This window comes from Mesorhizobium sp. IMUNJ 23033, assembly GCF_044778005.1.
Classification (GTDB): Bacteria; Pseudomonadota; Alphaproteobacteria; order Rhizobiales; family Rhizobiaceae; genus Mesorhizobium; species Mesorhizobium amorphae_A.
Genome location: NZ_JBJACT010000008.1, coordinates 166,255 through 183,343, shown reverse-complemented (window position 1 = coordinate 183,343; position 17,089 = coordinate 166,255). Strand labels below are relative to the sequence as shown.

Here is a 17,089-nt window from a genome sequence, read left to right as displayed (position 1 = left end):
CTCTTAGTTGAGGTAGTAACTGTCCGAGACACTGCTTTCGAGCGACGTGTAGCGGCCGTATCTTGGCAGCTTTGGTTCGTCCACCATTGTCAGGGCAATGCCGGCGATCTTGGAACGGCCGCCAAGACTTCGAATTCCCTCGGCAGCGGCCTCGCGTGAGGTGTCGCGCCACTTCACGACAAAGACGACCTTGTCGACGTACGGCGCCAGGATCGAGGCATCGGCTACGGGGCCTACAGGCGGTGCGTCGATTATCACCGTGTCGAACTTTCCGCGGAGTTCATCTAGGAGCGAGCGCATTCGCGCCGAAGCCAGAAGGGCAGGTGGGTTCCGCGTCCTGGCGCCGGCAGGCAGCAGGTGGATTCCCGAACGTTCGTCCCGATGAATTGCGTTAGCGGCCTTCATCGGCAAAGTCAGAAGGTCAACCAATCCGACCTTGTCTCCCATGCCAAAGAAGGCCGTGGCTGCTGAAAGCCGCAAGTCTGCATCGATCACCAGGACCCGGTCGCCGTCGGCGGCTGCGGAGCAGGCCAGACTTAGCACCAGAGTTGTCTTTCCTTCGCCGGGCATCGCCGATGTCACCAGCATGAGGCGCGGCGACCGCCCCGCCCCAGGCGTTGCCTCCATGCCCAGGCGAAGCCGTCGTACGGCTTCGCTGTATCTGGATAGCGGCCGGCGCTCGAGATAAGCCACCGGTTGAGATTGGGAATTGGCGTCTCCCGACCAGCCCGACATTCTCGGCACGGACGCAAGAACCGGAACGGCCAGCTCTTCCTCTATCTGTTTCTTTGCCATGAAGCCGGAAGCGAAAAGTTCACGAAGAACGGCGCCGGAGCCGCCAAAGAAGACACCGAGGACCAGACCCAAGGCCGCAAAGAGGGGCCTGTTCGGGAAACTTGGCGCATCCGGAATTTCCGCGTCCGTGATGACGCGTACGCCGCTGTTGAGGAGGGTGGATTTTTCCTCGGCGAGCTTGGCGCGAGACAGGAACGTCCCAAAGAGCTCCTTGTTGGCGTCGGCAATCCTCTGCAGGTCGCGCAACTGGACGCCAACCTGACCTTCAACTTCGGACTTGTCGGATACCGACGCCAGGGCTCGCGAGAGCGAAGCTTCGCGAGCCTCGGCGGCGTCGACTTCATTCTTTAGATTGCCGATGAGGCGCTGGACCTCGGCGGAAATCTGTCCCTCGATGTCCCGGCGCTCCGCCTGGGCAGCCAGCACGTCCGGATGCCGTTCGCCATACTTCAACAGAAGGTCGGTTTCCCGCCGCGCCACCACGGATTGCTGAGCTCGAAGTGCGCTGACGACAACGGACTGCAATACGTCAGGTATGGTCTGGATATCGCCGCCACCACTCAGTAATTTGTCAACCAGCTGATATTTTGTTTTTTTCTCCGACAGTTCCGCGCGCGCATTGATCAGGGCGACATTCAATTCAGACAGCTGCTGGTCGGTCAGGCTGCCCGATTGTGTCGACAATAGATTGTGATCGATCCGGAATTTCTGGACGGCTTGTTCCGACCGGCTGAGCTCTTCCCGCAGATACGCGGCCCGCTCACTGAGCCATGTGGACGCTTTCTTGGCGCCCTCGTAACGGGACTTTACCCGGTCAACGACATAGGCCTGGGCAATTGCATTGGCGAGGGATGCCGATTTGTCCGGATCGTAGGAGGTCACGGAAAGCTCGATGACGTCGGCAAGTCCGACGCGCGAGACTCCCAGCGCACCCTTGAGCCAATCCAACGCCGCTGGCCCGATGTTGGGATCTTCCGTCAGCTTTTCGCCATCGACGACCTTCTGCAGAAGGGAAGTAGACCTCAGGACCGCAATCTGGCTTTCGATGAATGTTGAATTGTCCGAAAAGTCGGATTTTGAGTAATCCTGTGGAGTGACATAATCGTTCGGCGCGTCGAGTAAGACTTCCGCAGCTGCCGTGTACGATGGTGGGATCTTATAGGCAGCAACCAGGAATATAGCAAAGGTGATCGCTGCAGTCGCACAGACAAACTTCCAGCGCCGGACAAGGAAATCAAGAATCTCCCTGACGTCGAGCGGCATCAATTGCCGGGTCATGATCGGATTGTCAGTCGGGCTAGGCATTTCCGAATCCTTGCGACGAACAACAGAACTCCTACCCCTTCAGCGCCGGCTGAATGGCTCGCACTTCAAGATCCTTCGGGCAGCTAGCTGCTAAGCGCACTCACGCGCATGAAACGGTAGGGGTTCTCGCCCCGCCATCTGGCATGTCCAAATCGCTCTCTTCCGCCCGTTGACCGATCACGCAACCGGTCAATCGAAACCATATCAGCTTCGCGGACAGCCTCGCCATTACCATTAATGAGTAGTAACTCGGCTAAAGGTCGATCTGGTCTACCCGATAGTCTTCCGGAGGGCTTGAGGGCGTCGCCCAGGCACCTTTCCGAGTTCATCCGGGAGGTCTACAACTACACTGGCGTCATCAAGGGGCGCGAAGGCGAAGCGTGCGCCCTCCGGCGACGCGAAAGCGGCGGATATCCTCATTTGTCTCGGCGACCCTGGGGTTGATATGGACACGTATGGCGAAATCGGTTTGCAGTTTGTGGATTGGGTGGCGAACAGATCAGGAGCCATCCTGGTGTTGCTGGCAAGCTTGCCGCTGGCGCTTCTTCTGAAGGAGGGCCGGATGCTGAGCTACAGTGCCCTTGTCGTGTTTGTCGGGGCTGTCGCAGTGATCTTGTTCAGCTTCGAAGGCCCTGCAGGAGCAGTCCTAGTCGTTCTCGCGAATACTTTCTTGGTTTTGGTTGCCCTGCTTTTCACCCGAAGGCGGTTGACGCAGATCGAAGACAGGCTGGCATCGGTCATCTCGGCAGTCGGCGACCTGGAGACTGCCGAGGAAAGGCGACAAACCTTCAACGCGAAACGTCCCTCGAATTCGCGACTTTTCCTGCGCCGGAAACCAGCAGCCGCAACAAAGGAACAGATCGTTTCGGCCGGCGCTACGGAAAGTCTTGGAAGAGAGAGAGAGTTGCTCTCCGGTGCATCTTTGCAAGAATTGCGATCGCCCGATCTTTTGCCAGGCTCTGCGGTTCCAGTGTCGGCTCGACCAGCAGGTCGCAATGCCACATTCAGGGGATATTCCAAGAAAGCTGTGCTTGAGCTGGACCATCCCGCCGGCGATGGTTCGAGCCAGTAGGCGACCGCAAAGGCCGTCTTGATGGTTAAGCCGAGGGCCGAAGGATAAGTCCATTCGGTGGCGGGACCATCTGTTCGTTGGTTTGCCACAGGTGACCAGCAGGCACACTTGCCGATGGAATGGGGTACAGCGCTTAGAGCGGTTCTGCGTTTCGCGGAAACGCAGAACCGCTCTATCGCTCTGTTTTCACGCAGTTCCGGACGGAAACCGCTACGCACTTTTCCTGGAATTGCTCTAAGCTGAGCAAGCCTTTGCGGCCGGTGCGGCTGTGCCCGTTTGCTCGAATGCTGGCACCGCGCGGCGATGTTTCTCCAAGACCCACGGTGGTCCTCCCAGGCCAACTTTGGCCCCGCCTGCCCGCTCCAACCTCACAGGGTGGTAGGACCCTAGCCAAAGGTGGTAGACTGCGGCCCCACCTGGATGAAATCATTGATGGCACTTTCGGAGTATTTGATTTAGATTTGCAGCTTCAGGTTGACCTGTGGCTGGGTTATTTCGGGGTGAGATGAGCTTTTCGAAGCAGATTCTTGGATTCGGGCTGAGACCTACACTTGCTGAAGCAAGTTGGGAAAGGGGCGTGTCTGAGTTGCCGGGAGCCGTGCGCCGTTCCTATACGGCCAACACGACGATCGCGCGTGAATATCAGGCCAGATCGGCAATCCTGATCATAACGTCCGGGTGGGCGGCATTTGCCAAGACGCTGCCGGATGGCTCACGCCTGATCGTCGATTTTGCGCTTCCTCACGAAATTGCCTTGATCGAATTCGCCGGCGAAGTCAGCGAGACGGTAACGGCCCTGTCGGACGTAACCGCGATCGAGCTGGCCGGTCCTGTCCATTCTTGTTTTTCGCGCTTTCCGCAGCCCTTTTGCGAGGCTGTGCTGCAGGCCGAGACAAGTCGATATTCCAGGGTTGCGGAACATCTGGCTGGAGTCAGTCGGAGAGGAGCCATCGAGCGCACGGCCCATCTTCTTCTCGAACTGGCCTGCCGCGCACATCGGTCGGCAACGACTTATCCTGCCCGCTTTGTTTGCCCGTTGACCCAGGCCGAATTGGCCGACGCGCTGGGTCTTTCGGCTGTGCATGTGAGCCGCGTCATGAAGGCATTGCGAGAGGCCGGCCTGGCTTCATTCCGCAACGGCGTGGTCGAGCTGCATGACCATGCAGGGCTTATCGAAACAGCCGGATTTGATCGGTCTTATATCTCGATCTGACGTCCAGGCAACTTTGCAGGACCGGCCGACGTTCCATCGATCGTGAATCGAAGAGATACCGGCTTCGGCTCGGCCTGAGCATCCAGTTTCCGCAGCACTCCCGCGATGCACGCATCACATGCCCGGTAGCCTCCAGGGGCTGGGTTTTTTTGTGTTTGAAGATTCGCCCGGGTAGAGCCAGCTTGTCCAAGCGGCGGGGCTGTCGCCCGAATCACGATCCGGCGGCTTATGTTTGGCAACCCTGGTTTATACCTCGGGCAAACCATTGACGGAGATGACTATGCGGCAAGCGCTGATCGTATGGGGCGGCTGGGAGGGACACGAGCCGGAACAAGGGGCGCGTGCCGTCAAGGCGCTGCTCGAGGAGGAGGGCTTTGGCGTGCGCGTCGAGACTACGACCGCTGCATTCGCCGACCCGGCGCTCGCCGAACTGAGCCTGATCGTGCCGATCTACACCATGTCCAAGCTCAGCAAGGACGAGGAGCGCAATTTGGCGAAGGCGGTGGAGGGCGGCGTCGGCCTCGGCGGCTACCATGGCGGCATGGGTGACGCGTTCCGCGAATCGACGGACTACCAGTTCATGTGCGGCGGCCAGTGGGTCGCACATCCCGGCAACATGATCGACTACCGGGTGAACGTCACCAGGCGCGACGATCCGATCATGAGCGGTATCGACGATTTTTCGTACCGCTCGGAGCAGTACTACATGCATGTCGATCCCGCGAACGAGGTGCTGGCGACCACCACTTTTTCCGGCGACCATGCGCCCTGGATCGACGGTGTCGTCATGCCGGTCGTCTGGAAGCGCCGGCATGGCCAGGGCAAGGTCTTCTATTCGTCGCTCGGGCACGCGGCCGCGGAATTCGAGGTGCCGCAAATGCGGACCATTCTTCGCCGCGGCCTGGCGTGGGCGGCGCGCTGACGGAGTTGGCGCCCCGGCCGAGGTCCTCGGCCGGGAGTGCTGGCCGTTGATCAAACGCTTTCGAGATAGGTCTCGAGTTCGAAATCGCTGACATTGAGCGCGAAGGTGTTCAGTTCCTGGCGTTTGCAGGCGACGAAGGAGTCGCGCAGGATCGCCGGGAAGATCTCCGCGACATGCGGCCCGCTTTCGAAACTGGCGATGGCCGAGGCCCAGTCCGGCGGCAGCCTGGCCGGCTGGCCGCCTTGCCCTTCGCCACGGGTCGGGTCGCCCGGCGACAGTTCTCTTTCGATGCCGATGAGTGCGGCGCCGAGGATGGCTGCCAGGACCAGATAGGGATTGGCGTCGGCGCCCGAAACGCGATGCTCGATGCGGCGCGCAGCCGACGGTCCGCCGGGAATGCGGATCGCCACCATGCGGTTCTCGTAACCCCAGGCAACCGCGGTCGGAGCGTAGGACCGCGGGCGCAGCCGGCGGTAGGAATTGAAGTGCGGCGCAAACACCAGCGTGCTCTCGGCCATGGCCGCAAGCAGACCGCCGACGGCATGGCGCATGATCTCGGAGCCCTGGTCGCTGCCGTCGTCGAAGACGTTGCGGCCGTCGGTGTCGACCAGGCTGAAATGGACATGAAAGCCGTTGCCGGCACGGTCGCCATACGGCTTGGCCATGAAGCAGGCGGCAAAGCCATGCTTGCGGGCAATGCCCTTGACGGTGCGCTTGAACAGCACGGCATCGTCGGCGGCGCGCAGGGCATCGGCGACATGGTTCAGATTGATCTCGAACTGGCCGACGCCGTTCTCGGCGATCGCCGTGTCGACGGGGATGCCTTGCATGCGGCAGGCATCATAGACGTCGTGGATGAAGGCCTCGAAGTCGTCGATCTCGTCGATCGACAGTGCCGCGTCGGAATCGAGACGGCGCCCGGTCACCGGCGAGACCGGCCCGACCGGGCGCTGCGATTGCGGGTCGACCAGGTAGAATTCGAGTTCGGTAGCGGCGACCGGCGTCAGGCCGAGCGCCCTGTAGCGGTCGAGGATGCGGGCCAGCGCCCGCCGCGGGTCGCCCAGATAGGGCGCGCCGTTCTCGTCGGCAAGCCAGAGCGGGACAAGGGCTGTCGGATGCGCGGTCCAGTTGACGGGCAAGATGCCGCGTCCGGTCCACTGGCAGAGGCCATCGGCATCGCCGGTCGAGAAAACCAGTGCGTTGCCTTCGATGTCTTCGCCCCAGACGTCGAGCCCGATCAGCGAAAAGGGCATGCGCAGCTTGCCCTCAAGCGCCTTGCGCGCCTGCTCGACGGGGATGCGCTTGCCGCGCATGATGCCGTTGAGATCGCACACCGCGGCTCTCAGGCTCTGGATGTCGTTTCTGCTTTCAAGCCAGTTCAGAACGTCCGCAATTGCATCGCCCAATTTCCAACCTCTTGGTTTTTGAAGGTGCCGTAGCCTGGAGCCACGATATCCCTGTTAAAAATAGCTCGTGAGTTTCTGAAGGCCGCCTCGGCCTTTGCCGACGGCGTTTCCTTCATTTTTTCAATTCGCTAGCCGGGATATCGGGGGGCATCTCAAAACCAATTGTGCGATCTGCGATCGCAACATAGAGGTAAGCTGGGGCAAAGCCAAGCAGCATTTGAGCCGCCGGTTCCGCGAAGCGGAGGTCAATCAGTGGGTAGGTTTCTCCGGCCTGGATCCCTTTCTAGTTCCGAATTTTCGGAAATCTGGCCTGCTGCAGGATATGCGCCGCGCCCTCGTCGATGTCGCGCACGATGGCAGCGCGTGCGCGCTCCGCGTCCTGGGCCTCGATCGCCGCCACGGCCTCCTCGTGGTAGTCGATGTCGAGAATGGAGGCGAGGTCGTCCTCGAACCCCATGCCGAGGTTCCTGAGAAAGGGGCCGACCTGCATCCAGACCGTCTCGATCAGGAAGATCATCTGCTCGTTGCCGCAGTGGCGGTAGATGGAGAACTTGAAGGCGTAGTTCTTGCGCAGATAGTCGTCGATATCCCCCTTGCGCGCCGCCATGGTCAGTTCGGCGCAGTGGCGTCGGATGGCCCGCAAATTGTTGCCGTTGATGAGCCTTGTCGCCAGCTCGGTCGCCGAGCCTTCCAGGATCGTTCGCACGGCGGTCAGCTGGGAGAACCGCTCGGCCGAGATAATCGGCACCTCGACGCTGCCGTTCGGCATCGGGCTTAGCGCGCGCAGCGCCTGCAGGCGCATGAAGGCGCTGCGCACCGGCATGTCGCTGGTGCCGAGCTCCTTGGCGAGCTTGCGCGAGGTCAGCTTCTGGCCAGGCACAAACTGACCCGACATCAAGGCCCGCACGAGTTCCAGATAGACTTTCTCATGCAGGGGGACGGTGTCGACGGCGGTCAATCCGAATTGTGTCTTGTCGGCCATTGGCGATGCGCTACTTCATTCGTTCTGAAATCTACGCAGCTGGCTTGTCTTTGCCACTAGGATATTGAGCCGAACGCGGCGCGGGGCCGAAGCCGGCGATTTTTCAATCACACGATAGACGGTTCAGCCGCGATGCCGCAAGCCGCGTGATCGCCGCGCCCCCAGTTGCGGTCGGCATGAGTGCACCGGTCGACAGCCGCAGATAGTATAGTCAGTGTTCCCGTGCGGACGACGAAGGCTCCCGCATGGCAGCCGTTGCCGCGCAGCCTCAAACGTGCTTGCGGCCGCCGGTGTCGCGGAACCAGCTGTCGGGATAGGGATACCACCAGCCCTGGATCGCGGGCTTGTGGTCGATGATGACCATCTTCGAGCGGCGGAAGGCATCGAGCCCCTGACGGCCGAGCTCGCGGCCGAGGCCTGATGCCTTCCAGCCGCCGAAGGGCAATGCGTCATTGTCGATCAGCGGGTTGTTGACCCAGACCATGCCGGCCTCGAGCCGTTCGGCCGCCTCATGCGCTTCGGCGAGGTCGGTGGTGAACACCGAGGCGCCGAGCCCGAACGGGCTGTCATTGGCGAGGCTGATCGCCTCGTCGAAATTCTTCACCCGGCAGATCGTGGCGACCGGCCCGAAACACTCTTCGCGCACGATCGCCATGTCCGGAGTAACGCCGGTCAGGATGGTTGGCTCGTAGAACCAGCCGATATTGTGCGCCGGCGGTATACGCCCGCCGGTTACCGCTTTGGCGCCGCTGCGGATGGCATCATCGACCAACCGCATGACCTTCGCCCGCGCCGCCTCGCTGACCATCGGCCCGATCTCGCTCTTGTCCAGCCCGTTGCCGATGCGCAGCGCGCGAGTCCTTTCGGCGAACAGCTCGACGAAGCGGTCATGGACGGCATCGACGACGAAGAAGCGCTCGGCCGAGGTGCAGACCTGGCCGGTGAGATGGAAGGCGGCGGTGACGCTGCCGGCGGCCGCCACGTCCAGCGGGGCGTGCTCGCTGATGATCAACGGATCGCTGCCGCCTGCCTCGATGACGCAGGGCTTCATGCGCTCGGCGCAGGCCACCGCGACGGCTTTGCCCGCGGCGACCGAGCCAGTGAAGGCGACGGCATGCGTGCGGTCGGAAGCGATCAGCGCCTGTGCGGTAGCGGCTCCACCGGGCAGGCAGGAGACCAGGCCCTCGGGCAGCGAGCGGAACACGGTCATGTAGTCGAGCGTCGAGAGCGTCGTCGGTTCGGCCGGCTTGATGACGCAGGCATTGCCGGCGGCAAGCGAGGCAGCGACCGTCCAGCACATCAGCAGGATCGGAAAATTGTAGGGCATGATGTGCACGGAGACGCCGTAGGGTTCGTAGCGTGCATATTGGAACGAACCTGCCTGCGTCGTGCCGGCGACCTTGCCGGCGTCGTCTCGCGCCATCTCGGCATAGTAGCGGAAGATCGGCGCGCAATTGGCGATCTCGCCGATGGCTTCGGGATAGGGCTTGCCCATCTCGCGCACCATCAGTTCGGCGCACCGGGTAAAATCCGCTGCCTCGATGGCGTTGGCGACGGCATGCAGATGTTTTGCGCGGCTCTTGGCGTCGAGCTTTTTCCACGCGGCTTGCGCTTGCGTCGCTGCGCTGAGCGCGGCGTCGATCTCGCTGTCGGTCGCGGCAGCGATGGAGCCGACGGTTTCCAGCGTCGCCGGATCGATCACTGGTTTGTTTGCGCCGGCCAGCGGCCGGTAATCCGGATTGACGAAGAAAGCCGGCCGGTCGGATGAGAACTCCATGGAACAATCCTCCCGATCCGCTCAGCGGATCATGTAGACTTTCTTGATCGTCTCATGGACGGTGCAGACGCCCTTCCAGTCCTGCGGGAAGAACGCTGCCGTATCGGGCTCGATCTCGATCACCTCGCCGGATTCATGGACATAAGTGCAGCGGCCTTCGAGGAAGTGACAGAACTCGTCGCGGGCGACGTGGCAGTGCCACTTGCCCGGCGTGCACACCCACAGCCCGCATTCGGAGCGGCCTTCCGGCCCCTTATACAGCAGCTTGCCCGAAGTGCGGGATTCGCCTTCGATCATCGTCGGGATGACGCCCCAATCGACGAGGTCGGTGATGGCGAGCGGGGATTGCATGATCGGCGTTGTCATTTCGATGTCCTTGAAAGGGCCTGATGCGCTCAGCGGCACATGAAGGCCTTGGTCAGCGTTTCCGTTATTTCGGAGGTGCCGGTCCAGCCGGCGGGGAAGAACACCAGCGTCCCGGCCTCGACCGGGATCCGCTCGCCGTTCTCGTGGATGTAGCTGCCGCGCCCGGAGAGGAAATGGCAGAACTCGTCGGCAGCGAAGGTGATGTTGCGCGTGCCGGGCGTGCATGACCACAGGCCGCATTCGCTCGACCCATCCGGGTACTGGAACAGGATCTTGCCCGAGGCGCGCGGCGAGCCGGCGATTGGCGATGCGCTTGCGCCCCAGTCGTCCAGCGCTACCGAGGCGGCGTTCGGCCAGTGCGGTGTCGGCATGTCGTGATGCTCTCCGTTGCTGTTCAGGCCAGCATGTAGACGTTGCGCATGGCCTCATGCACGGTGCATTCGCCTGTCCAGCCGGCAGGGAACATGACTACGGTTCCCGCGGAGACTTCTATCACTTCACCGACATCCGATCTGTAGGTGGCGCGGCCGGCAACGAAATGGCACAGTTCATCGCGCGGGATCGCCAGCCGCCAGCGGCCTGGCGTGCAGATCCAGATGCCGGCTTCCGGCTGGTTGTTCGGCCCTTTGTGAACCAGCCTGCCGGTGGAGTGCGACGCGCCGTCTAGGGCGTCGGGCTGCGCGCCCCAGTCGACGAGGTCGGTGCGGGTCGAGGCTTGATGGAGATGGGGTGCGGAGGAGGTCATAGCAGTTTCTCCAGCAGCGCGGCCGCCTTCTCCGGGCCGTTCTGCGACTGCATCTGCGCCGAGGTCTTCGCCAGCTTGGCCTTCATCGCCGGATCGGTCAGGCAGGTCTCGATCTTCGCGACCAGTTCGGTGTCGCTCCAGTCGTAGCGCGGCATGCCAAAGCCGCAGCCGATCTCGCCGACGCGGGTGGCGTTGTCGTGGCCGTCCCAGACATAGGGCATGATGATGGCCGGCTTGCCGAAATAGAGGCACTCGGTGAACGAGTTGTTGCCGCCATGGTGGATCACGGCATCGACTTGCGGGATCACCGAAGGCTGCGGGAACCAGCTCTCTACGATGACGTTGCCGGGCACGTCCGTGTACTGGTCCTTGTAACCGCCGACATTGACCAGCGCGCGATAGCGCGTCTTGCCCAGCGCCGCGATGATGCGCTTCAAGAGATCGACATCGCCGGCGCCGAGGCTGCCGAAGGAGACGTAGAGCAGCGGCCCGTCGTTGTTCCTGGCGAAGGTTGGCACCGTGTAGGGCCTTTCCTGCCGCACGCAGCCTTCGAGATACTGGAATTTTGCCCGGTCGAGCGGATGGCGGCGCTTGAACTTCGCTGCTTCGGGGTAGAGCAGCAGGTTGAGATAGGGCGAGGCCTCGAAGAACTGGCCGATTGGATAGGACGCCTCATTGTTGGCAGCGAGGAAGGCGTTGAAGTCGTCATGGATCGGCTTGATCACCGCGTTGAAATGATCGCGATAGCGTTGATGCCCGGCATGGTCGTTCTCGCCGCAGCCGGAGAGGTGCGGCGGGATGTCCTCGTCCTCGATCTCGTTTTCCGAGCAGGAGATGACGCGCACCCACGGCTTGCCGTACTGCTTTATCGCCGGGAACAGGATGACGTTGTCGACGCAGATCACGTCCGGCTTGATGGTCGAGAGAACGCTCGGCAGGTCCTTCTGCGCCCATTTGGCGCTGTCGACGATCGCCGTCCAGCAATCCTTCACATAGTTGTCGACCTGGTCGTAGGGCGATTTGCGGAAGTTCGGGATATGGCCGTTGATGAAGTCCTCCCAGAACTTGGCCATCTGCTCCGGCGGCATTGGTTCGGAGAGGTTCACTGGATGCGCCTCGAAACCGTAGCCTTTGTAGACGTCGACGAAGCCGGGGTCCGACAGGAACACCGCCTTGTGGCCGCGCGCCTCGACCGCCTGCGCGATGCCGACGGAATTGAGCGCCGGGCCAAAGGCCGCCTCGGGGAAAAACGCGATCGTCTTCTGCGCCATCAAGCTTCTCCTTCAATCTGTGAAAATTCTGACGTCGGCGGCGTCCCAGCCGAGTTCGATCTTGTCACCCGCCGACACCGGCCGGCGGTCGGCGGCATCGGCAGTGACCCGCACCAGGAACGGTTTTGGCGACAAAGCGGTGCGGACATGCAACTGCAGGTCGAGCCCCTGATAGGCCAGCGCCTCGACCGTGCCGGTGGTGCGGTTGGCGGTCTCCGGCGACGGGAACAGCCGGATGCGTTCGGGCCGCACCGAAGCGACAGCGGATGCACCAGGCGAAAGTGTTGCGGGGACCTTGCCCGTGACCCGCGAACCATTGGCCGCCAGCACGCCGTCGGCGGTGGCCTTGCCCGGCACGAAATTCATCACGCCGATGAAGTCGGCGACGAAGCGATCCGCCGGGTGCTCGTACACCGCGTGCGGCGTGTCGCATTGCAGCAGCTTGCCATCTTTCAGCACCGCCATGCGATCGGCCATGACCAGCGATTCCTCCTGGTCATGGGTGACGATGACGAAGGTGATGCCGACCTCGTGCTGCAGGCGCTTCAGCTCCAGCTGCATGGCGCCGCGCAACTTCTTGTCGAGCGCGCCGAGCGGCTCGTCGAGCAACAGCAGCCGAGGCCGCTTGACCAGCGCGCGGGCTAGCGCGACGCGCTGCTTCTGGCCGCCCGACAATTGTTCCGGCTTGCGGTCGGCGAAGGGGACAAGCTCGGTTGTCGCCAGTATGGCATCGACGCGGGAGCGGATTTCGGTAGCCGGCAGCCGCTCCATTTCCAGGCCGTAGGAGACATTGGCCCTGACGCTCATATGCGGAAACAGCGCATAGGACTGGAACATCAGATTGACCGGCCGCTTGTTGGGCGGGATCCGGGCGATGTCGCGTCCGTCGAGCAGTATGCGCCCGTCATTGGGCGTCTCGAAGCCGGCCAGCATGCGCAGCAGCGTGGTCTTGCCGCAGCCCGAGGGTCCGAGCAGAGCGAAGAATTCGTTCTCGCGGATGTCGAGCGAAATGCCGTCAACGGCCCTCACCCGGCCGAAATTCTTCGACACACGATCGATCGCCAGCAGGGTGCGCGGTTCGCTCATTGGCCGATCACCCCGCGATTGAGCCGCTGCGACAGGGTCAGCGCGGTGACGCTGACCGCCATGACGATGGTCGCCAGTGCGTTGATCTCCGGCGTGATGCCGAAGCGGATCATCGCGTAGATCTGCATTGGCAATGTGGTCGAGGCGCGTCCTGCGCCGGCAGTGAAGAAGGCGATGATGAATTCGTCGACCGAAAGCGTGAAGGCGAGCAGCGCGCCGGCGATTACCGCCGGCAGGATGACCGGCAATGTCACCCGCCTGAAGGTGGTGAGCGCGGAGGCGCCGAGATCGGCCGAGGCCTCGACGATCGACCAGTCAAAACTCTTCAGCCGGGCGCGCACCACCGAGCAGACGAAGGCGAGATTGAAGACGACATGGGCAAGGATGATGGTGTGCAGGCCCATGGTGAGGTTGAGCATGGAGAAAAAGGAGAGCAGCGCGATCGCCAGCACGATGTCGGGGATGATCATCGGCGCGAAGATCAGAGCCTCGAGGCCCCTGCCATATTGCCGGCGCATCTCGACGCCGATGGCCAGCAGCGTGCCGAGCAGCGTGGCGATGACGGTCGAGACCAGCGCCACGATCAGCGTGTTGAGGGCAGCCTGCAGGATCGCCGCATTGCCGGCCAGCGACGCATACCATTTCAGCGAAAAGCCCGACCAAGCCGTCGGCAGTCCGCCTGCGTTGAAGGAGAGCGCGACCAGCACGGCGATCGGGATGTAGAGGAAGGCGAAGACGAGGACGAGGATCGACCGCATGCCGAGGGTGCGGGCAAAGGATTGGGTCATCGCCGCCCTCCGATGATTGAGAGGCAAGCAGGCGTCCAGCGTCCTTCTCCCCGTTCACGGGGAGAAGATGCCGGCAGGCAGATGAGGGGCAGCGCCCGACATTGCAGGAGCTGGCGCCGCCCCTCATCCGCCCCTTCGGGGCACCTTCTCCCCGTGAACGGGGAGAAGGGAAGGAGCGCGCCCTCAGCCATTCGCGTCACCTCTTGCTTCTGTGGCGCGGCCGGCGGCGCGATCGGCCAGCAGCGCCTGCGTCACAAGCACCAGTAGCATGATGGCAATCAACGCCATTGCGAGCGCGGCGCCGAAGGGCCAGTCATTGGCGGTCAGGAACTGGTCGTAGACGAGATTGCCGATCATCTGGAAGCGGCCGCCGCCGAGCAGCGCCGGGGTGACGAAATTGCCGATCGACAGAACGAAGACGAAGACGGCGCCGGCGGCGATGCCGGGCACGGTCAGTGGCAGGATAACCCGCCGAAATGTGGTCAGGGCAGACGCGCCGAGGTCTCGCGAGGCTTCGGCGAGTTCCGGGTTGAGGCGCGACAGCGGCGCGTAGCAGGCGAGGATGACGAAGGGCAGATAGTTGTAGACCAGACCGGCGATGACGGCACCCTCAGTGTAGAGCATCGATGGCGGTTCGCCGGTGTAGCCGAACCAGCGCAAAAGCTGGGTGATCAGGCCCTCGCGGTTGAGCAGCACGATCCAGGCATAGGTGCGGATCAGGTAGTTCGACCAGAACGGCAGCACGGCGAAGAACAGGAACACCGGCTGCAACCGGCGGGGTGCGGCCGATATGGCATAGGCGGCGGCGTAGCCGATGACGACAGCGATCAGGGTCGCCGTGCCGGCGATGCGCGCCGAGTTGAGGAAGATGCCGGCATAGAGCGGGTCGAAGACCAGCCCGAAATTCTCCAGCGTGAATTTGTATTCGATGCCGCCATAGATGCCGCGCCGAAAGAAGGCGAGCGCCAGCACCAGCGCGCATGGCACCACCATCAGGACGGTCAGCCAAGCCAGCGCCGGCGCCATCAGCAGGGAGGAGCGAAGTCTGGTTGGGGACACGATTACGAACCGCATTCGGCGGCCAACGGCGGATGCCCGCCGTCGGCCGTGATCCAGTTTGATGCCGCCTACTGCGCGACCTTGATCTCGCTAACGATCTTCGAATAGTCGCGCTGGGCGTCACCGACATCGCGCAGCTGCTCGAACTTGACCAGATCGGCAACCGGCATCGCCATGTTGGGGAATTTGGCCAGGAAGTCGGCAGGCAGGCTCTCCATCGCCGGCTTGTTGGGCACCTTGTAGTCGATGTTCTGCGCCGCCCAGGCGTGGTTCTTGGCGTCGAGCATGAAGTTGATGAACTGGAAGGCGGCGTCCTTGTTGGGGGACGCCTTCATCACCACCATCGTGTCGACCCAGAGATCCGAACCCTCCTTCGGGATGACGTATTTGATCTCGGGCTTCTCGGCGATGCCGTAATTGCACCAGCCGTCCCAGGCCTGCACCAGCAGCGCCTCGCCCGACACCAGCTTGGAGTAGAAGGTGGTGTCGTCATAGGCGAGCAAGGTCTTCTTGGCCGAGATCAGCAGGTCCTTCACCTCGGCCATCTTGGCCGGATCGGTCTCGTTGACCGAATAACCCTTGTCGAGCTGGCCGGCGGCAAGCAGCCAGCGGTCGGTCGCCAGCATGGTGGTCTTGCCCTTGAGATCATCGGATGGGGCGAGCAGATCGCTCCAGCTGGTCGGCGCAACCTTGACCAGATCCGAGCGGTAGCAGAGGCCGGTGGTGCCCCATGTATAGGGCACGGAGAAGGCATTGCCGGCATCGTGCGGCAGCTTGGTCGCTTCCGGATAGAGGTTGGCGAGGTTCGGAACCTTGGCGTGGTCGATCGGCTCGGTCAGACCGAGCTTGTTCAGCACCTCGGCGAAGGGCGAGGAGACGAAGACCACGTCATAGCCCTTGCCGCCGGAGGCGACGAGCTTGCCCATGATCTCCTCATTGGTGGCATGCACCACGACCTCGCCGGAAACGCCGGTCGCGGTCTTGAAGGCGGCCATGGCATCGGGCGCCATGTAGCCGTCCCAGTTGGAGATGACGAGGTCGGCAGCGGCGGCCGGCGCCGAGAGCGCCAGCGCAAGGCCAAGCGCGATTGAAGACATTGTGAGCGAACGGTGCCGCAAAGCGGTGACGGTCATGACAGACTCCCATTCCGGTTGACGTCGAATTCGTTTTGGATCGGCGTTCGCGGTTCTGCCGCAGGCTCGATCCCGTTCCCCGGTCTTTTTCTTGCCGATTGCAGTGACAGTACTATTGCAGAAAAAAGTACGTCAATCCATAATTTGACAGGCCGCCATGGAATCTGGCCGATTGCGTCCGCGATCGGCCAAACCATGGCGATCACGTCCGTTCACGAGACTAGTCATGCAAGCGGCAGCCAGGCGACCTCGCACCAACCATCTCGATCTTGCCCAGCGCATCCTGGATGTCGCCCGGCAGCGCGGCTTTGCCCCCGGCGCGCATCTGCCAGAGCAGCAGATCGCGTCGCTCTGCAACGTTTCGCGAACTCCTGTGCGGGCGGCGTTGCGCCTGCTCACCGAACAGGGTGTCGTGCAATGGGAGGCCGCTACCGGCTATCGTCTGGTTGCCGACCTCACCGCCCAAGCCGCCGTTGCCGCGGAATTGCCTGTCACGGCCGAGGACGAACTGGCCGAGGCGATCCTGCGCGACCGCTCGGCGCGGCGGCTGGACCAGACGGTGACCGTCGTCGGTTTGATGCGGCGGTACGATGCGGAACGCAAGACGGTACTAAAAGCGCTCCAGAGACTGACCGAGGAGAATCTTGTCGACCGCGCGCCGGGCCAATCCTGGCTGTTTCGCCGCGCGCCCGACGATCCGGAGGCACAAGGCGAGAGTTACGAGTTCCGCCTGCTGCTCGAGCCCGCGGCCATCCTGGCGCCGGGCTTCCGGCTGGATGGAGCTCGCGCGGCAGCACTGCGCCAGGGCATGGAAGCACTGGCAACGCTACCAGATGCGGCGTTTGACACCAGGGAGTTCCAGCGGCTGGACATCGAATTCCACGACATGATCGCCGATGGTTCCGCCAACCGCTTCGTTGCCGATGCGCTGTCCGACCACCTCAGGCTGCGCCGGCTGCCGGGAACCTATACCGGCGTCAACGTCTTCCGGCTGAAGCAGTCGCTGCGCGAGCACCTCACCATACTCGACCATCTGGAAAGCCGTCAGTATGAGGTTGCCGCCGACCTGCTGCGCGTGCATCTGAGGCTGTCGCGCAGCCAGCGGCCGCAGGCGGCGAGTCGCGGTGCGCCCGCTTTGTTCGGCATGATCAGCCGGCCGGATTGAAGAG

The 17,089-nt window shown here is 62.6% G+C and carries 16 protein-coding genes; 4 read left to right on the top strand and 12 right to left on the bottom strand.

The genetic code is table 11. From position 1 onward, the window contains the following. Window positions 1-3 precede the first annotated feature (3 nt). Entirely contained in the window at window positions 4-2,100 is a 2,097-nt protein-coding gene (locus ACFX5Q_RS12880; protein ID WP_404278303.1) for a GumC family protein, read from the bottom strand. Window positions 2,101-2,545: 445 nt separating this feature from the next. Between ACFX5Q_RS12880 and ACFX5Q_RS12875 the strand changes: the two genes are divergently transcribed. From ACFX5Q_RS12875 to ACFX5Q_RS12865, 3 genes are all read left to right on the top strand, one after another. Next, window positions 2,546-3,172, top strand: coding sequence for a hypothetical protein (locus tag ACFX5Q_RS12875; RefSeq protein ID WP_404278301.1), 627 nt, complete (start codon window positions 2,546-2,548; stop codon window positions 3,170-3,172). A 577-nt stretch (window positions 3,173-3,749) separates the two neighbouring features. After that, the gene (locus ACFX5Q_RS12870) at window positions 3,750-4,385 is read left to right on the top strand and encodes a Crp/Fnr family transcriptional regulator (RefSeq protein ID WP_404278299.1); all 636 of its coding nucleotides are present in this window, start codon (window positions 3,750-3,752) and stop codon (window positions 4,383-4,385) included. 280 nt (window positions 4,386-4,665) lie between these two features. Next, complete coding sequence (locus tag ACFX5Q_RS12865; protein ID WP_404278297.1) at window positions 4,666-5,307, top strand: ThuA domain-containing protein; 642 nt, start codon at window positions 4,666-4,668, stop codon at window positions 5,305-5,307. Window positions 5,308-5,357: 50 nt separating this feature from the next. Here ACFX5Q_RS12865 and ACFX5Q_RS12860 read toward each other — a convergent pair whose 3' ends face one another. From ACFX5Q_RS12860 to ACFX5Q_RS12810, 11 genes are all read right to left on the bottom strand, one after another. Further along, window positions 5,358-6,713, bottom strand: a complete 1,356-nt coding sequence (locus ACFX5Q_RS12860) for a glutamine synthetase family protein (protein WP_404278295.1) — start codon at window positions 6,711-6,713, stop codon at window positions 5,358-5,360. 283 nt (window positions 6,714-6,996) lie between these two features. Next, entirely contained in the window at window positions 6,997-7,695 is a 699-nt protein-coding gene (locus tag ACFX5Q_RS12855; RefSeq protein WP_404278293.1) for a GntR family transcriptional regulator, read from the bottom strand. 268 nt (window positions 7,696-7,963) lie between these two features. Then, window positions 7,964-9,472 (bottom strand): aldehyde dehydrogenase family protein, encoded by a 1,509-nt coding sequence (locus tag ACFX5Q_RS12850; protein WP_404278291.1) that lies wholly within the window; start codon window positions 9,470-9,472, stop codon window positions 7,964-7,966. Window positions 9,473-9,493: 21 nt separating this feature from the next. Continuing rightward, the gene (locus ACFX5Q_RS12845) at window positions 9,494-9,838 is read right to left on the bottom strand and encodes a cupin domain-containing protein (RefSeq protein ID WP_404278289.1); all 345 of its coding nucleotides are present in this window, start codon (window positions 9,836-9,838) and stop codon (window positions 9,494-9,496) included. Window positions 9,839-9,867: 29 nt separating this feature from the next. Further along, a complete protein-coding gene (locus tag ACFX5Q_RS12840) occupies window positions 9,868-10,209 on the bottom strand; it encodes a cupin domain-containing protein (RefSeq protein WP_404278287.1) in 342 nt (113 codons plus the stop codon). A gap of 23 nt (window positions 10,210-10,232) precedes the next feature. After that, window positions 10,233-10,583 (bottom strand): cupin domain-containing protein, encoded by a 351-nt coding sequence (locus ACFX5Q_RS12835; RefSeq protein WP_404278285.1) that lies wholly within the window; start codon window positions 10,581-10,583, stop codon window positions 10,233-10,235. Then, window positions 10,580-11,854, bottom strand: a complete 1,275-nt coding sequence (locus ACFX5Q_RS12830) for a glycosyltransferase (protein WP_404278283.1) — start codon at window positions 11,852-11,854, stop codon at window positions 10,580-10,582. The genes ACFX5Q_RS12835 and ACFX5Q_RS12830 overlap by 4 nt, the downstream gene beginning before the upstream one ends. A gap of 12 nt (window positions 11,855-11,866) precedes the next feature. Then, entirely contained in the window at window positions 11,867-12,940 is a 1,074-nt protein-coding gene (locus tag ACFX5Q_RS12825) for an ABC transporter ATP-binding protein (protein WP_404278281.1), read from the bottom strand. Further along, window positions 12,937-13,728: an ABC transporter permease gene (locus ACFX5Q_RS12820; protein WP_404278279.1), complete on the bottom strand. Its 792-nt coding sequence runs from the start codon at window positions 13,726-13,728 to the stop codon at window positions 12,937-12,939. The genes ACFX5Q_RS12825 and ACFX5Q_RS12820 overlap by 4 nt, the downstream gene beginning before the upstream one ends. Before the next feature lie 183 nt (window positions 13,729-13,911). Further along, a complete protein-coding gene (locus ACFX5Q_RS12815; RefSeq protein ID WP_404278329.1) occupies window positions 13,912-14,754 on the bottom strand; it encodes an ABC transporter permease in 843 nt (280 codons plus the stop codon). Window positions 14,755-14,855: 101 nt separating this feature from the next. After that, entirely contained in the window at window positions 14,856-15,920 is a 1,065-nt protein-coding gene (locus tag ACFX5Q_RS12810; RefSeq protein ID WP_404278277.1) for a spermidine/putrescine ABC transporter substrate-binding protein, read from the bottom strand. A gap of 226 nt (window positions 15,921-16,146) precedes the next feature. Between ACFX5Q_RS12810 and ACFX5Q_RS12805 the strand changes: the two genes are divergently transcribed. Continuing rightward, window positions 16,147-17,085 (top strand): GntR family transcriptional regulator, encoded by a 939-nt coding sequence (locus ACFX5Q_RS12805; protein ID WP_404278275.1) that lies wholly within the window; start codon window positions 16,147-16,149, stop codon window positions 17,083-17,085. Window positions 17,086-17,089 lie beyond the last annotated feature (4 nt).

What these genes read in the sequence shown, in the direction of transcription:
- ACFX5Q_RS12805 (WP_404278275.1), top strand. Translation starts at nt 16,147, where the DNA reads ATGCAAGCGGCAGCCAGGCGACCTCGCACCAACCATCTCGATCTTGCC.
- ACFX5Q_RS12845 (WP_404278289.1), bottom strand. Translation starts at nt 9,838, where the DNA reads ATGACAACGCCGATCATGCAATCCCCGCTCGCCATCACCGACCTCGTC.
- ACFX5Q_RS12875 (WP_404278301.1), top strand. Translation starts at nt 2,546, where the DNA reads ATGGACACGTATGGCGAAATCGGTTTGCAGTTTGTGGATTGGGTGGCG.
- ACFX5Q_RS12820 (WP_404278279.1), bottom strand. Translation starts at nt 13,728, where the DNA reads ATGACCCAATCCTTTGCCCGCACCCTCGGCATGCGGTCGATCCTCGTC.
- ACFX5Q_RS12830 (WP_404278283.1), bottom strand. Translation starts at nt 11,854, where the DNA reads ATGGCGCAGAAGACGATCGCGTTTTTCCCCGAGGCGGCCTTTGGCCCG.
- ACFX5Q_RS12825 (WP_404278281.1), bottom strand. Translation starts at nt 12,940, where the DNA reads ATGAGCGAACCGCGCACCCTGCTGGCGATCGATCGTGTGTCGAAGAAT.
- ACFX5Q_RS12880 (WP_404278303.1), bottom strand. Translation starts at nt 2,100, where the DNA reads ATGCCTAGCCCGACTGACAATCCGATCATGACCCGGCAATTGATGCCG.
- ACFX5Q_RS12855 (WP_404278293.1), bottom strand. Translation starts at nt 7,695, where the DNA reads ATGGCCGACAAGACACAATTCGGATTGACCGCCGTCGACACCGTCCCC.
- ACFX5Q_RS12815 (WP_404278329.1), bottom strand. Translation starts at nt 14,754, where the DNA reads ATGGCGCCGGCGCTGGCTTGGCTGACCGTCCTGATGGTGGTGCCATGC.
- ACFX5Q_RS12850 (WP_404278291.1), bottom strand. Translation starts at nt 9,472, where the DNA reads ATGGAGTTCTCATCCGACCGGCCGGCTTTCTTCGTCAATCCGGATTAC.
- ACFX5Q_RS12865 (WP_404278297.1), top strand. Translation starts at nt 4,666, where the DNA reads ATGCGGCAAGCGCTGATCGTATGGGGCGGCTGGGAGGGACACGAGCCG.
- ACFX5Q_RS12835 (WP_404278285.1), bottom strand. Translation starts at nt 10,583, where the DNA reads ATGACCTCCTCCGCACCCCATCTCCATCAAGCCTCGACCCGCACCGAC.
- ACFX5Q_RS12840 (WP_404278287.1), bottom strand. Translation starts at nt 10,209, where the DNA reads ATGCCGACACCGCACTGGCCGAACGCCGCCTCGGTAGCGCTGGACGAC.
- ACFX5Q_RS12810 (WP_404278277.1), bottom strand. Translation starts at nt 15,920, where the DNA reads ATGACCGTCACCGCTTTGCGGCACCGTTCGCTCACAATGTCTTCAATC.